Genomic DNA, 15,131 nt, shown 5'->3' on the forward strand with positions numbered 1-15,131 from the left:
CGGACGTGCGACGGAGGGATGCTCACGATGGCGGGGACGACGACGCCCCAGTCCCGGGGCAGGGCAGTGGACCGCTCGGCCCGGGCCCTGGACGATCGGCTCGGCACCACCGGCTTCGCGCGCAGGGCGCTGCGCAAGGCGTTTCCGGACCACTGGAGCTTCCTGCTCGGCGAGATCGCGATGTACTCGTTCGTGATCATCCTGCTCACGGGCGTGTACCTGACGCTGTTCTACAAGCCGAGCATGCAGGAGGTCGTCTACAACGGCTCCTACACGAAGCTGCGCGGCGTGGAGATGAGCGAGGCGTACGCCTCGACGCTCAACATCAGCTTCGACGTGCGGGGCGGGCTGCTCGTGCGGCAGCTGCACCACTGGGCGACGCTGCTGTTCATGGCCGCGATCCTCGTGCACATGCTGCGGAACTTCTTCACGGGGGCGTTCCGCAAGCCGCGCGAGCTGAACTGGCTGATCGGCGTCGTCATGCTCGTGCTCGTCATGTTCAACGGGCTGTTCGGCTACACGCTGCCGGACGACCTGCTGTCGGGCACCGGCCTGCGCATCGTCGAGGGCGTCACCGCCTCCATCCCGCTCGTCGGGTCGTACGCGGTGATGTTCCTGTTCGGCGGGGAGTTCCCCGGAACCGACATCATCCCCCGCCTGTACGTCATCCACGTGCTGCTGATCCCGGGCCTGCTCGCCGCGCTCATCCCGCTGCACGCCGTCGTGCTGACCTGGCGGCAGACGCACACCCAGTTCCCCGGCAAGGGCAGCTCGAACAGCACCGTCCGCGGCTACCCGTTCTTCCCGGTGTTCATCGCCAAGACCAGCGCGTTCTTCCTGTGGCTGCTGGGCGTGACGACGCTGCTGGCGGCGTTCGTCCAGATCAACCCGATCTGGCTGTTCGGGCCGTACGATCCGGGCGCGATCAGCTCCGGCTCGCAGCCCGACTGGTACATGGGCTGGCTGGAGGGCGCGCTGCGCATCATGCCGGCGTGGGAGATCACCGCCTGGGGCCACACGGTGGCGCTCAACGTGCTCGTCCCCGCGCTCGTGGTGCCGGGGGTGCTGTTCACGGGCCTCGCCGTCTACCCGTTCCTGGAACGCTGGGTGACCGGCGACGACCGGATCCACCACCTGCTGGACCGGCCGCGCGACGTCCCGCCGCGGACCGGCATCGGCGTCGCCGGGGTCGTCTTCTACGGTGCGCTGTGGCTCGCGGGCGGCAACGACATCCTCGCCGACCGGTTCCACGTCTCGCTGTTCTGGACGACCTGGTTCTTCCGCGGCCTGATCGTCCTCGGCCCGGTGATCGGCTACATCGTCGCCTACCGGATCTGCGTCGGCCTGCAGCGCCGCGACCTCGGCCTGGCCCGGCACGGGCTGGAGACCGGCATCATCCGGCGGTCGCCGGACGGCGGGTACAGCGAGGTGGAGCGGCCGCTGCCGGACGAGGCGATCGCCGCGATCACCGACCCGCGCCCGGCGGTCGCCGTCGACCTGGACGTCCCGCCGCCGGTGGACGGGATCGACAGCCCGCGCGGCCGCACCGCGCGGGGCCGGCTGCGCGCCGCGCTCAACCGCCGGTTCAGGGCCGACCTGGCCGTCGTCCCCGAACGCAGCCCCGAGCCGGCCTCCGGCAACGGCGACGGTCACGGCGGCGGCAGCGGCGACGGCGACCGGCGGGCCGTTGACGAGGCCGCCTCGCGGCACTGACGGCGGGACGGCGGGGCCGCGCTCACAGACGGAACAGGTGCGCGATCACGGGCGCGGCGGCGGCCACCGGGTCGTCGCCGAGCTCGGGCGGGAGCGCGCCGCTCAGCCACAGGTGCGCGAAGCCGTGCACGATGGACCAGGCCGCGATGCCCCGCGTCCGGTCGTCCCCGTCCCGGCCTCCGTCCCCGTCCCCGTCGCCGGGCGCGGCGTCCGGCCCGCCGGCCCGGACGCTCGCGGCGAGCACCCGGCCCGCCCGGTCGCGGGCGGCGGCCACCGCCGGGTCGCCGGCGCGGTAGAGGCCGGGGCTGAACATCACCTCGAAGTGCGCCCGGTGCTCGACGGCGAAGCGGACGTAGGCCAGCCCGACCGCGTGCAGGTCGTCGCCGGCCGCTTCGAGGGCGTCCGCGAACAGCCCGTACCCCTCGGCGGCGACGGCGGTCAGCAGGCCCGTCTTGTCGCCGAAGTGGTGCGCGGGCGCGGCGTGCGACACCCCCGCGCGGCGGGCCAGCTCGCGCAGGCTCCACCCGGCCGGGCCCGACTCGGCGATCGCCGCGACGGCGGCGGCCATGACCGTCCGCCGCAGATCCCCGTGGTGGTACCCGTCGCCGCTCACGCCGGAGATCCTAGAGCCCGTGCCGCTTGTCCCCCGCGTCAGTCCTCCTCCTTGGCGAACTCGCGGAGGCCTGGCAGGTCGACCACGGTGATCCGGCGCCAGCCGGTGCGGATCAGCCCCTGGCGGCGCAGGCCGTTGAGGGCGCGCGCGACGGTCTCCCGGGACGCGTCCATCCAGCTGCCGAGCTCCTCCTGCGACAGCGGCGGGCCGATCTCGATCGACCCGTCCGGCGCGGGCGGGGCGTGGTGGGCCGACAGCTCCGCGAGATGCGTCAGCAGCGCGGCGAGGCGCTGCGGGCCGCGGCTCGCGACGTGCGCGGTGAGCCGCCGGTCGGAGTCGTCCATCCGCTGCACGAAGGTGCCGGTGACCAGCATCCACACGTCCGGGTGCTCGTCGAGGAACCCGGTGAAGCGGGCGGCGGGCACCACCAGCGCGCGGATCGGCGACAGCGCGGTGACGGTCGCGGCGCGCGGCCGGCCGCCGAGCACCGCGCTCTCGGCGATGAGGTCGCCGGGGCCGCGCACGGCCAGCACCACGTCGTGGCCGTCGGCGGTGGACGAGGTGACCTTCGCCCAGCCGCGCTCGATGACGATCACATGGTCGGACTCGTCGCCCTGGTAGACCAGCGGCGCCTTGACCGGGTACTGCCGGGGGCGCGCGGCCTCGCGCAGGGCCGACCGTTGCGCGGGGTTGAGCGCGGCCCAGAAACCCGGTCGAGGGGAGGACGCCCCGTACCCTGACAACAGCCCGTCTCCTTGCCTGCCGCGCACTCGCTCACCGGCGTGCCCGTCCGCCGCGATGCTTGCCCCGGTCACTGCCCACGGTCACTGGCACTGTAAACCGGGCGGCACCGCCTTGGGCACCGCGAGAACCCGGAAGCGCGGTTCGGTCAGGCGCCGGGCGGCGGCTCGGACTCGATCGTCAGGGCCTCGTGGTCGAAGCTCAGGTAGCCCGCGATCTTGGCGGCGTCCTCCAGCGGCTCCTCGTACGACCAGGCCGCGTCCCCGGCGCCCTCCAGGGACCAGTACGTCGCCTCGCCCTTGTACGGGCAGACGGTCCGCTTCCGGCTGCGGGTCAGCAGCTCGCGGCGGACGTCCTCGGCCGGGATGTAGTACCGGTTCGGCAGCCCGGTCTCCGACAGCACGATCGGGTGCTCGGTCTCCGCGACGACCTCCCCGTCCCGCAGCACCCGCACGTGGCGGCGCGCGCGCCGCGCGTCGACCCGGTGGAAGGGGTCGCGCAGGTGGCCGTGGACCTCCTCGTCCTCGTCGTACCAGGCGTCCATCGGCTCCCAGTAGAAGGCCATCAGGCCGCGCAGCCACGGCGTCTCGCCGTTCGGCTCCGGATACGCCCACACCGCGTTCTCGGCCTCGCGCCCGCCGGCGCGGATCGTCCAGTACGCGGCGTCGCCCTTGAACGGGCAGTGCGTCGTGTGGTCGGTCCTCACCAGCAGGTCGGTCCGCACGTCCTCCTCGGGGACGTACAGGACGGGCAGCAGGCCGGTCTCGTGCAGGAACCCGCCGCGCTCGGTGTCGAGGACGACCTCCCCCGCGAACCAGGCGTGGACGCGGCGCGGGAACCGGTGCATGAACAGCCGGTGCTTCGGCCCGTCGATGGTGAAGTTGACCTCGTCGCCGGGCGAACCCGCGAGCGGTCCCGGCCGCATCGTCAAGGACATGGACGACTCCTCTTACTCACGTCGCGCCGGCTCACCCGGCGCCGGCTCACACCCCGCTGGGCATCGTCTCCAGTTCACCACGGCGCGCCGCCTCCGCGTGCAGCGGCTCGAGGGCGGAGGTGATCCGGAACCAGCAGAGCGCGTCGTAGCGGTCGGCGAGCCGGGTCGGGACGTACTGGCGCGGGTCGCGGTCCGGGTCGTACACGACGCCGATCGCGCGGTGCCCGAGCGTCCGGGTGAGGAAGGGCGGCTTGTCCGGCTCGGGCGGCACGATGAACATCCCGCGGTGCAGCTCCGACCCGGCCAGGGCGTCCTCCAGCGACCCGTGCGCCGGCGGCGGGACGCGCATGACCTCCATCGGGCCGCCCCAGCGCGGCGCGGCGACCACGTCCCCGGGCCCGCCCGCGAAGCCGATCACGACGACGTCGTCCCGGCCGTGCCGCTCCCGGGCCAGCTGGCCGAGGTTGACCATCCCCGCGCCCGCCATGTCCGTCGCCCGCGCGTCGCCGACATGGGTGTTGTGCGCCCACACGACGGCCTTGCCCCCGCCGCGCCGCGCCCCGTGGAACTCCAGGAGCCGGTCGAGGGTGTCGGCCATGTGGACGTCCCGGACGTTCCACGACTCCGGCCCGCCGCCGATCATGGCGCGGTAGTACCGCTCGGCGCCCGCCGCCACCTCGGCGTTCTGCCGCGCGTCGAACCGCTCCGCCGGGTCGCCGTCCCCCGCCGCCCCGGCGGGCGTGCGCAGCCGGGTGAGCAGTGCGAGGACCTCGTCGGCGCACCCGTCCGGGACGAGCGCGGTGTTCCAGCCGTAGGCCTGCGGGTCCTCGCCGTGCGGTTCGAAGCAGCGGTAGGCCTCCAGCGCCGTGCCGAGGTACTCCGGGCGGTGCTCGGCCAGGTGGTCGACGACGGCGCGCAGCGACTCCCACAGGCTGTAGACGTCCAGGCCGTAGAATCCGGCGCGGTCGTCCGGCGGCAGGTCCGCGTTGTGGCCACGCAGCCAGCGGCAGAACTTGGCGGTCTCCTCGTTGGCCCACATCCACGTCGGCCAGCGCTCGTAGGCGTCCAGGACGTCGCGCGGGTCGGCGGGCGCGCCCGGCGCCAGCGTCACGCTGCGGCCGACCCGGCGGCAGTCCGGGTAGTCGCCCTCGACCGCGACGAACGAGAACCCGCGCTCGGAGATCAGCCGCCGGGTCAGCGCGGCCCGCCACGCGTAGTACTCGTGGGTGCCGTGGCTGGCCTCGCCGATCAGCACGCAGCGCGCGTCCCCGATCCGGTCCATGAGCGGATCGAGGTCCTCCTCGTACTCCAGCGGAAGCGCCGCCCCTTGGACGTCCCCGGCGTCGGCCGCGTCGTGGTTCATCGCGGGGCTCACCGCGATCCCCTCCGCTCCCCCTTCGGCCCGGCGCCGCGCTCGGTGGCGCGGCGGGGCCGGTGGTGCTCGTCCAGCTGGAGCAGCCGGTTGGCGCGCTCGCCGGCCTCCTGGTCGCTGGCGATGCCCTGGTCCTCCAGCTCCTTGCGGAGCCTGCGCCGCTCGGCGTCGTACTTGTGGCTTCCCGGTCGTGGCATGGCGCCGTCCCCCCGTCCCCCGTTTCTCGTCGTCCTCCCCGCGTTCCCCCGATCCCGGAATCAATGCAGACAAACGGGGCATTTTGGGCAACATTGCGGGGCGCCGCGGCGCTAGTCGTCGCGCTGCAGGCCGGTGGCGCGCGCCCGGTAGGCGCTCGGGGTCTCGCCGTAGGCGGCGCGGAACGCGCGGCTGAACGCGGCCGCGTCGGGCAGGCCCCAGCGGTTCGCGATCGCGCCGATCCGCTGCGTGCCGAGGAACGGGTCGCCCAGCTCGCGGCGGCAGTTCTCCAGCCGCCGGGCGCGGACGTAGCGGGCGACGGTCGTCCCGGCCGGCCGGAACACCCGGTACAGCTGCCGGACCGAGACGTGGTGCGCGGCGGCGATCGCGGCCGGGCACAGCGCCGGGTCGTGCAGCCGCGCCTCGATCCACTCCTGGATCGCGCGCAGCATCTCCGCGCTCTGCGGGGACGCGGCGGGCGGCGCCCCCAGCCACTCGCCGGCCGCGCCGGCGACCAGCTCGACGATCGCGCCGCCGAGGTGGTGGGCGTAGGGCTCGTCCCCGGCGCCGGCGCCGATGCCGGCGGCCTCGGCGCCGTCCTCGGCGAGGGCGCCGAGGAAGGACGAGGCGAGCCGCCCGGTCCGGCCGGCGCCGCCGAGCAGCCTGCCGCCGAACGCGGCCAGCCGCTCCGGCGGGAGCGGCACGGCGCTGTGCGGGATCACGACGGTGAAGATGCGGTGGGCGCCGAACACGATCTCCACCGGCCGGGTCAGGTCGTAGAACACCACGTCCCCGACCCCGACCTCGGCGCAGCGGCCGTTCTGCCGCAGCACGCACGAACCGCGCAGGACGAGGCCGAGCTTGTAGCACTCGCGGGTGTCGCGGGCGATCTGCCGGGCGCCGCGGCGCACCGCGTGCGCGGGCGCGTCCACGTCGCCGGCCTCGACCGGGCCGAGCGCGCGGGCGGACAGCCGGGCGGCGAACCCGCCGGGCCGCGCGGGCCGGACGTGGAACGGCCCGAAGGCCGAGCTGACCAGGTGCCGCCAGTAGTCGGCCTGGTCGCGGGCAGGGAGGTCCGAGGTGTCAACGAGCGTGGGCATGACGCTCCTCCGGTCGGCGGGCGGGGTCTCGGACGCCACCCGCCAGGCTTCTACGCCCCGTCAGGAAGGTCAATGAGCGAGTCAGCACGACGCTCGCGGCGGGCTTTGGCACTCGCCGCCAACGGCCGGGCACGCACCGACAAGACCGGCCGCCCCTGACCGGCTTATACATATCGCGGACGCACCGCACCCACCGCGTCCGCACTCCCAGGGAGCCCCCGCCAGCCGGACGATCCCGGACCGACCCCCGAGAGGAACCCCCCATGCCAGAGGACGAGCAGGACCGCAGCACCACCCCTGAGGCCGCCGCCCCGGCCGGCCACGAGACCGGCCCCGCGGACACCCCGCAGGACGGCATCAGCCGCAAGAACTTCATCGTCGCCGCGGGCCTCGGCGCCATGGCGCTGCCGGCCGCCGTCTCCGTCGCGGCGGCGGCGCCCGCGCAGGCCAGGACCGGACCGCCGCGGCTCACCCCGACGCCGAAGTGCGACGACGGCGACGACGACCCGACCCCGCCGCAGATGGAGGGCCCCTACTTCAAGCCCGGCTCGCCGGAGCGCTCGTCGATCGTGACGCCCGGGATGCCCGGCACGCCGCTCACCGTGACCGGGATCGTCTACTCCCTGTCGTGCCGCCCGGTGGGCCGCGCGCTGCTCGACTTCTGGCAGGCCGACTACTACGGGAATTACGACAACTACGGCTATACGCTACGCGGACATCAATACACGGACACAATGGGACGATTCACCCTGACAACGATCGTGCCCGGCCTCTACCCCGGCCGCACCCGGCACATCCACGTCAAGGTCCAGGCCCCGTACCAGCGGATCCTGACGACGCAGCTCTACTTCCCGAACGAGCCCCGGAACTCCTCCGACATGCTGTTCGACCCCGAGCTGCTGATGAACGTCCAGACCGGCCCCACCGGGCGCACCGCGACGTTCGACTTCGTGCTGCAGGTGCCGTAGCCGGCCCGCGGATCACGTCCCCGCCGGGGCACCGGCGCGCCCCGGCGGGGACGCCCGCCCGCTCGCACCCGTTCACGCCCGCTCGTTTGCCGCATTGCGCCCAGAACCTCCCGGAATGCGACCGAGCCGTAACGTGAATCGGCCACGAAACGCCAAAGGAATGGATAGTCTCCCAGGCGATCACTCTTGGTCTGGTAAAAAACTCTGGGAGCATACGCCGCATGAGCGCTGCCAACCGGGCACAGGTCATCACACGGTGGGGGGCCATCGCCTTCATGGCGGCCGCGGTCCTGACCGCCACCGCCGGTGGCTTCGCCCAGTCCTATGCCGGTCTCTACCACTGGGCTCTGGAACACGGCCTGCGGGGCTGGAAGGCCGAATCGTTCCCCCTGCTGGTCGACCTCTTCATCATCGTCGGAGAGCTCGGGCTCTTCCTGCTGGCCATCGACGCCTTCGTGATAAAGCGCCGCGCCATCATGAGCTGGCTCGACTTCTGCCTGCCGCTCACCATCGCCCTCGCCGGCTGGACGGCCAGCCTCATCTTCAACGTGGGCCACGTCGGCCACAAGACCTTCTCCTACCAGGCGACGGCCGCCGTCCCGCCGATCGTGTCGATGCTCGGCCTGTTCGTCCTGCTGCGGACCCTGCACCGGTACGTGTCGCAGAAGATCGAGGAGGACGAGCCCCCGAAGGCTCCGGAGCCGCAGCCGCGCGCCATCGCCGGCCCCGTCACGCTGAACCAGATCACGCTGATGCCGCTGCGGACCACCGGCCCGTTCGCGCAGATCCAGGTGCCCGGCCACTCCGGCAAGGCCCTGGAGTCCGGCACGTCCGCCGCGCCCGCGGCCGAGGCCGCCCCGGCCAAGGCGGACGCCCCGGCCCCCAAGGCGGCGCCGAGCGAGCCCGCCCCCGCCGCCGCCCCGGCGCCCGCGCCGGTCGCGGAGACGCCGGCCCCCGCCCCGGAGCCCGAGCCGGCGCTGGCCGTCGTCAGCGCCGCCGCCTCCGCCGGGAGCCTGAACGGGCGCAGCTCCTACGGCACGGCGACCGAGGCGGCCGCGCCGCACGCGCCCTCCCCGGAGAACCTGCGCTCGGTCGTCATCGACATCCTCGAACGGCGGCACGGCGACGTCGCCGCGACGCTCGCCGAGGTCAGGGCCGAGGGCTACGTCTGCGACGAGGCCGAGATCCAGCGGATCAGCGACAACCACTGGTTCCCGTACGCGGTGTACCGGCTGCTGGCCAAGCACCACGGCGACGGAGAGCTCGTCGCCGAGGAGCTGACCTCGCAGGGGATCGTCTACGACCAGGCCACACTGGACGCGCTCGTCCAGTCCTGGCGGGTCTGACACGACTCCCCGGGGGGATCTCACCCCCCCATCGCCGTTCCGGACCGGCCGTCCCCCTGATTGCGGGCGGCCGGTCCCGGCGTATCGGCGTGATCACGCTCCGTCCGTGCGACGCTGGGGAGACCTGCGACGCCGGGAGAGCCGATGAAGCCGATGTGGACGCAGCTCGCCGCCGTGGCCCTCGCCGCCGCGCTCGGCGGGGCCGTCACCGGATACCTGGTCGCCCCCTCGCCGGGCGGCGCCGCCGCCCGTCCGGCCGCCGCCCAGGCCCCGCCCCCGAAGGGCGGCACGCTGCACCTGGCGCTGAACATGCCGGCCCGCGACCGCGCCGAGGCGGCGGCCCTCGGCTACACCCTGTTCGACGTCGACCCGGACGAGGGCGACATCGCCTCGCTCCCCGCCGGCGGCCGGGCCCTGCTGTGGGTGGGCAACACCACCTGCGGGGGCTTCCAGCAGGAGAGCGCCTCCGCGTTCACCGAGACGGTGAAGCGGTTCGCCGGGAACGAGCGCGTCTACGGGTGGTACCTGTCCGACGAGCCGAACCCGGACGAATGCCCCGACATCGCCGCCAAGATCCGGCAGCGGGCCGACATCGTCCACCGGTACGCGCCCGGCCAGCGGGCGTTCGCGTCGCTGACCGACTGGCCGATGCGCCCGCTCAAGCCGTCCGAGACCCATCTCGACCTCATCGGCCTCGACCCCTACCCGTGCCGGGCGGACGCCCCGCGCTGCGACCTCGGCGCGATCGACGCCATGGTCGCGCAGGCCGCCCGCGCCGGGTTCCCGCGCCGCATGGTCGTGCCGGTGTTCCAGACGTTCGGGCAGTCCTGCAACGACGGGGAGCGGAACTGGCGGCTGCCGAGCGAGCGGCAGCTCCGGTCCATCCTCGGCCGGTGGGAGCGGCTCGTCCCGCGGCCCGCGTTCGACATCAGCTACTCGTGGGGCCGCCAGGACGCCTGGGCGTGTCCGGCGCTGTCCGACGCCGACGGCCGCGGCGGGCTCCCCGACCTGCGGTCGGTCATGAAGGCCCACAACACGCGCCGCACCGGCCCCGGCCTGCCCACGCACCGTCCGGGGCGGACGCCGACGCCGGCGCCGGCGGTCTCCGAGTCACCGCCGGCGCCGTGCCGCACCACCCCGGCGCAGCGTTAGAGGTCCACGCTAGACGTCGCGCTGCTGCTCCTGGGACGGGTCGGTGCGCAGGCGGGCGTGCAGGCCGCCGTCCACACGCAGGACGTGCCCGTTGAGCTGCGCCGCCGCCGGGGACGCCAGGTACAGCGCCGCGTCCGCGACCTCCTCCGGCGCGGTGGTGCGGCCCGCCGGGATGTCGGTGGCGGGCCGGACCTCCCCGACGACGCTGGCCGGGGCGATGCAGTTCGCGCGGATGCCGAGCCCGCCGAGCTCCACGGCGATCGCCCGGCTCAGCGCCTCGATGCCCGCCTTCGTCACGTCGTAGGCGCTCTGGTCGTCGTGGGCGCGGGACCCGCCCGGCGACGACATGCTGACGATCGCGCCGCCGCGCCCCGCGTCCCGCCAGTGCCGGACGGCCCGCACCGACAGCAGGTACGCCGAGCGCAGGTTCGCGGCGACGACCGCGTCCCACACGTCCGCCTCGATGTCGATGAACGGGGTGCGCAGCTCGGTCATCGCGGCATTGTTGACGAGGACGTCCAGCCCGCCGTCCCGGGCGAGCCGCGCGAAGACGGCGTCGGCGACGTCCTCGCGGGCGAGGTCGCCGGGCAGCGTCGCCACCCGCGCGACGGCGTCGAAGACCTTGAGGCCGTCGGCGTCCACGTCGACGGCGAGCACCTCGGCGCCCGCGTCCGCGAAGCGGTGCACCAGCGCGCGGCCGATCAGCCCCGCGGCGCCGGTCACCAGCACCCGCTCCCCCGTGAAGTCGAACGTGACAGTGCTCATATGACAGCCCTCATTCGGCCGGAGCCTCCCTCACCTGGGCGACGATCTGTGTCGGGTTGACGAACATCAGCGCGACGATCAGCAGCACCGCGGACAGCGCCATGTAGATCACGGCCATCGCGTCGATGGCCTGCGCCGCGCGGATGCCGGGCGTGAACGCGGCGCTGTAGAGCGCGACGATCAGGGTCTGGCTGTCGGCGTCCGCCACCAGGAACGTCAGCTCGAACATGGCGACGGTGCGGACCAGCACCAGGATCCCGGCGGCGAGGATGCCCGGCAGCAGCAGCGGCACCAGCACCCGGGTGAACACCTGCCGGGTCCGGGCCCCGCACATCCGCGCCGCCGACTCCACGTTCGCGTCGATCTGCTCCACGAACGGCGTCATCACGAGCACGACGAACGGCAGCGCCGGGACGAGGTTCGCCGCGACGACGCCCGTCATCGTCCCGGCCAGGTGCACCTTGTACAGGACGGTCGCGAGCGGGATCCCGTAGGTGATCGGCGGCAGCAGCACCGGGAGCAGCAGCAGGAACATCACGATCCGCTTGCCGGGGAAGTCGCGGCGTGCGAGCGCGTACCCGGCAGGGACGCCGATGAGCAGCGCCAGCGCCACCACGATCAGCGTGATCTCCAGCGTGACCGTGAGGACGTCGCCGAGCGCGAACTCCGACCACGCGTCGGAGTACCACGCGCCGGTGAAGCCCTGCGGCAGCCAGCCGGCGAACCACCTGGTCCCGAACGAGTTGACGACCACCGACAGGATCAGCGCGAACAGGTTGACCAGGAAGAACACGACGCTGATCCAGACGAGCCAGCCGCTCAGCCGGCCCTTCGGCAGGCGCACGCGGGGCAGCCCGGCGGGGCGCGAGACGGCGGTCATGATCCCTTACCTCCCATCGCGGGGCCGGTGTAGAGGCGGCCGCGCAGCAGCAGCGTGACCGAGATGACGAGCAGCTCGAACACGCCCATCAGCACGGCGATGGCCGAGGCCATCGAGTAGTCGTACTTCTCGAACGCCGCCTGGTACGCCGCGATCGCCATCACCCGCGTCTCCCCGGCGGGTTCGCCGACGAGGTTCGCGGACGGGAACACCGAGAACGCCAGCACGAACGCCAGCACGAACGTGGTCGCGAGGCCGGGTGCCAGCAGCGGCAGGACGATCCGCCGCATCCGCTGCCAGGGCCCGGCGCCGAGCGTGGCCGCGGCCCGCTCCAGCGTCGGGTCGATCCCCGACATGTACGACAGCACCAGCAGGAACGCGAACGGGAAACCGGTGATGATCAGCGAGAACAGCACGCCCCAGTAGTTGTAGATGAGCCGGACGGGCTCGTCCACGAGGCCGAGGTCGAGCAGGACCCGGTTGAACCAGCCCTTGGGGCCGAGGTAGCGGAGCAGGCCGTCCGCGACCAGCACCGTGCCGAGCGTCACCGGCAGGACGAGCAGCGCCGTCAGCACCCGCCGCCCGCGGAACCGGCCGCGCAGCCGGTAGGCGATCGGCACGGACGCGCCGACGTTGATCAGCGCGGCGGGCAGCGCCAGCTTCAGCGTCTTCCACACGGTGCCGCGCTGGTAGGAGTCCTGGAAGAAGTCGGCGTAGTTGCGCAGCGGGCCGCCGCCGTTCTTCGGCTGCAGGGACAGGCTCACCCCGTACAGCATCGGGTAGAGGAACAGCAGCCCGATGATGAGCACGGCGGGCACCAGCAGGAGCAGCACCCGGTCGACGCCGCGTTCGGCGAGCCGGTGCCGCAGTCCGCCGCGGCCGCGCCCGGGCGCCGGCGCCGCGGGCCGGGCGGGAGCCTCAACCGCCATCGCCGGCCCCCGTCTCCGCGGGCTCGTCGAGCGCCTCGGCGGCCTCCCGCACGCTCTCGCCGAACACCAGCACCCGCTCCGGCGGGACGGTCAGCGCCACCCGCTCCCCCGGCGCGATCCGCTCCGGGGACGTGAAGTGGACGACCCGCCCGTCATCGGTGACGCCCTCGGCCGCGACCTCGCGCCCGTGGAACTCCGACACCTCGACCCGGACGCGCACGCGGTTCCCCGCGCCGGCGGCGTCCCCAGTGGATTCCCCGCCGGGGCCGTCCCCGGCGACCGTGAAGTCCTCGGGCCGGACGGCCGCGACCGCCCGTCCCCCCGTGAGCGGCTGCCGCCCGACCCCGGTGAGGGTGAGTCCGCCCTCCTCCCCGAGCGTCACCGTCCCGTCGCCCGACGACAGGACGGGCAGCTCCAGCAGGTTCCGGTAGCCCATGAACCCGGCGATGTAGGTGCTGGCCGGGTAGGTGTAGACCTCCTCCGGGGTGCCGATCTGCTCGACCTTCCCGTGCCGCAGCACCACGACCCGGTCGGCGAGCGCGAGCGCCTCCTCCTGGTCGTGCGTGACGTACACGGTGGTCAGGCCGAGCGTCTGGTGGATGCGGCGGATCTCGGTGCGCATCTGCACGCGCAGCTTGGCGTCCAGGTTGGACAGCGGCTCGTCCATCAGCACCAGCTTCGGCCGCAGCACGATCGCGCGGGCGATCGCCACCCGCTGCTGCTGGCCGCCGGACAACTGGCCGGGCAGCTTGTCGGCGTGCTCGGTCAGCTCGACCGTGCGCAGCGCCTCGTCCACCCGGCGGGCCGTCTCCGCCTTCCCGACCCGCCGGACCGACAGCCCGAACGCGACGTTCTTGCGGACCGACAGGTGCGGGAACAGCGCGTAGTTCTGGAACACCATCCCGAACCCGCGCTTCTCCGGCGGGAGGGTGTCGATGCGCGCCTCGTCCAGCCAGATCGCGCCGTCCGAGAGGGGCAGCAGCCCGGCCAGGCAGTTCAGCGCGGTCGACTTCCCGCACCCGGACGGGCCGAGCAGCGCGATGAACTCGCCGCCCTCGATCCGCAGGTCGAAGCCGCTGAGCGCCGTCGCCTTCCCGAACCGCCGGGTGACCCCGTCCAGCCGCAGCCGCCCGAACGCGGCCCGCGCGTCGCCCGCCACCGCGCTCTTCACCGCGCTCTCCGTGGCGCTCTCGGCCGTCATGACTTCTTGACCTTCTGGCCGCCGATCTCGCGGTCCCAGCGGTCGAACGCGGCGACGAGGGCCTTGGCGTCCAGCGGCGGCGCCTTCGGGTTGTCGGCGATGAGCTTGTCGTACTCGCTCCGGCCGTACTCCTCGATCGCCTTCCGGCTCTCGGCCGGTGCCATGTCGAGGGTCACGCCCTTCACGGCGGGGCCGGGGTAGAAGTAGCCCTTGTCGAAGGTGATCGCCTGCTGCCGCGGCTGGAGGGCGAACTTCATCATGTCCAGCAGGACGGCGAGCTTCTCGCCGGAGACGCCCTTCGGGACGACCATGTAGTGCGCGTCGGTGACCCAGGTGAAGCCTTCGAGTGCCTGGATCCTGACGTCCTTCGGCACCTGGCCGAGGACGCGCGGGTTGATGTCCCAGCCGGTGGTGCTGAGGACGATGTCGCGGGTGCCCTCGCCCAGCTCCTTCATCGTCTGCGTCGTGCCGGTCGGGTAGTACTCGATGTACTTGTCGAGGTCCTTCAGGTACTTCCAGGTCTTGGCCCAGCCGTTCGACGGGTCCTTGGGGTCGGAGTCCTTGAGGATGTAGGGCAGGCCCATCAGCCACGTGCGCCCGGGACCCGAGTTGGACGGGCGGGCGTACTCCAGCTTGTTCGGGTGCGCCTTGGCCCAGGCGAGCAGCTCGTCGGCCGTCTTCGGCGGGTTCGGGACGGTCTTCGGGTTGTACTCCAGCAGCGGGCCGGACGGGTAGTACGTCACGGTGACGCCCTTGCCCTGGGCGAGGTCCTGCATCTTGGACGCGGGCTCCAGGTACAGCGACTTCAGGTCGGGCAGCTTGTCGGAGTACTTGCCGACGAGATCGACCCACAGGTCCTGCTCCAGCCCGGCGGACAGCCCGTCGGTGCCGGTCAGGACGAGGTCGATGTCGAGCTGCCCGGCGTCCTGCTGGGCCTTGACCTTGCCGGCCAGCTCGGGCGCGGTCGCCTTGGTGTAGGTGACCTTGCCGACGAGCTTGGGGTGCTCCTTCTTGTAGTTCTCGAAGATCTGCTGGGTGAGCTGGAGGTTCCCGGCGACGTCGATGATGTTCAGGGTGACGGGCTCGGACGGCAGTTTGACGTCGCCGGCCGCCGGCTCGGACGCGGAGCCGCCGTCCGAGCTGGGCGCGCCGCAGGCGGTCAGCAGCAGGCCAGCGGCGGTCGCGAGGGTGAGGAGGGCTGATCGAGGAGTTCGCATGG

15 protein-coding genes are annotated in these 15,131 nt (G+C 73.2%); 4 read left to right on the top strand and 11 right to left on the bottom strand.

Annotated elements, in window-relative coordinates:
• Positions 1–18: 18 nt before the first annotated feature.
• A complete protein-coding gene (locus HUT06_RS26470; RefSeq protein ID WP_368406991.1) occupies positions 19–1,713 on the top strand; it encodes a cytochrome bc complex cytochrome b subunit in 1,695 nt (564 codons plus the stop codon).
• Positions 1,714–1,735: 22 nt separating this feature from the next.
• Here the strand turns inward: HUT06_RS26470 and HUT06_RS26475 are convergent, their stop codons facing one another.
• From HUT06_RS26475 to HUT06_RS26500, 6 genes are all read right to left on the bottom strand, one after another.
• Positions 1,736–2,326, bottom strand: coding sequence for a TetR/AcrR family transcriptional regulator (locus HUT06_RS26475; RefSeq protein ID WP_254715392.1), 591 nt, complete (start codon positions 2,324–2,326; stop codon positions 1,736–1,738).
• Between the two features lie 38 nt (positions 2,327–2,364).
• Positions 2,365–3,069, bottom strand: coding sequence for a Crp/Fnr family transcriptional regulator (locus HUT06_RS26480; RefSeq protein ID WP_254715393.1), 705 nt, complete (start codon positions 3,067–3,069; stop codon positions 2,365–2,367).
• A 146-nt stretch (positions 3,070–3,215) separates the two neighbouring features.
• A complete protein-coding gene (locus tag HUT06_RS26485) occupies positions 3,216–4,004 on the bottom strand; it encodes a DUF427 domain-containing protein (protein ID WP_176198185.1) in 789 nt (262 codons plus the stop codon).
• A gap of 46 nt (positions 4,005–4,050) precedes the next feature.
• Entirely contained in the window at positions 4,051–5,379 is a 1,329-nt protein-coding gene (locus tag HUT06_RS26490) for an erythromycin esterase family protein (RefSeq protein ID WP_254715394.1), read from the bottom strand.
• Positions 5,376–5,573 carry a hypothetical protein gene (locus HUT06_RS26495; RefSeq protein ID WP_176198186.1) on the bottom strand — a complete coding sequence of 66 codons (198 nt, stop codon included), beginning with the start codon at positions 5,571–5,573 and terminating at the stop codon, positions 5,376–5,378. Before HUT06_RS26495 ends, HUT06_RS26490 begins: the two co-directional genes overlap by 4 nt.
• Positions 5,574–5,684: 111 nt before the next feature.
• Positions 5,685–6,671, bottom strand: coding sequence for a helix-turn-helix domain-containing protein (locus tag HUT06_RS26500; protein ID WP_176198187.1), 987 nt, complete (start codon positions 6,669–6,671; stop codon positions 5,685–5,687).
• Positions 6,672–6,934: 263 nt separating this feature from the next.
• On the opposite strand from HUT06_RS26500, the gene HUT06_RS26505 reads away from it, so the two are divergent.
• The 3 genes from HUT06_RS26505 (at position 6,935) to HUT06_RS26515 (ending at position 10,137) form a co-directional block, all read left to right on the top strand.
• Positions 6,935–7,639 carry a dioxygenase gene (locus HUT06_RS26505; protein WP_176198188.1) on the top strand — a complete coding sequence of 235 codons (705 nt, stop codon included), beginning with the start codon at positions 6,935–6,937 and terminating at the stop codon, positions 7,637–7,639.
• 221 nt (positions 7,640–7,860) lie between these two features.
• Positions 7,861–8,985, top strand: coding sequence for a DUF2637 domain-containing protein (locus tag HUT06_RS26510; RefSeq protein ID WP_176198189.1), 1,125 nt, complete (start codon positions 7,861–7,863; stop codon positions 8,983–8,985).
• A gap of 144 nt (positions 8,986–9,129) precedes the next feature.
• A complete protein-coding gene (locus tag HUT06_RS26515; protein WP_176198190.1) occupies positions 9,130–10,137 on the top strand; it encodes a hypothetical protein in 1,008 nt (335 codons plus the stop codon).
• Between the two features lie 9 nt (positions 10,138–10,146).
• Here HUT06_RS26515 and HUT06_RS26520 read toward each other — a convergent pair whose 3' ends face one another.
• Genes HUT06_RS26520 through HUT06_RS26540 form a run of 5 tightly spaced genes read right to left on the bottom strand, consistent with a single transcriptional unit; the run spans position 10,147 to position 15,129 of the window.
• Complete coding sequence (locus HUT06_RS26520) at positions 10,147–10,902, bottom strand: SDR family NAD(P)-dependent oxidoreductase (protein WP_176198191.1); 756 nt, start codon at positions 10,900–10,902, stop codon at positions 10,147–10,149.
• A 10-nt stretch (positions 10,903–10,912) separates the two neighbouring features.
• Complete coding sequence (locus HUT06_RS26525) at positions 10,913–11,782, bottom strand: ABC transporter permease (protein ID WP_176198192.1); 870 nt, start codon at positions 11,780–11,782, stop codon at positions 10,913–10,915.
• The gene (locus tag HUT06_RS26530; protein WP_176198193.1) at positions 11,779–12,711 is read right to left on the bottom strand and encodes an ABC transporter permease; all 933 of its coding nucleotides are present in this window, start codon (positions 12,709–12,711) and stop codon (positions 11,779–11,781) included. Before HUT06_RS26530 ends, HUT06_RS26525 begins: the two co-directional genes overlap by 4 nt.
• Positions 12,701–13,912, bottom strand: coding sequence for an ABC transporter ATP-binding protein (locus HUT06_RS26535; protein ID WP_176198194.1), 1,212 nt, complete (start codon positions 13,910–13,912; stop codon positions 12,701–12,703). Before HUT06_RS26535 ends, HUT06_RS26530 begins: the two co-directional genes overlap by 11 nt.
• On the bottom strand, positions 13,909–15,129 hold the full coding sequence (locus HUT06_RS26540) for an extracellular solute-binding protein (RefSeq protein WP_176198195.1): 1,221 nt from the start codon (positions 15,127–15,129) through the stop codon (positions 13,909–13,911). The genes HUT06_RS26535 and HUT06_RS26540 overlap by 4 nt, the downstream gene beginning before the upstream one ends.
• Between the last annotated feature and the right edge of the window lie 2 nt (positions 15,130–15,131).

Source organism: Actinomadura sp. NAK00032 (assembly GCF_013364275.1).
GTDB lineage: Bacteria > Actinomycetota > Actinomycetes > Streptosporangiales > Streptosporangiaceae > Spirillospora.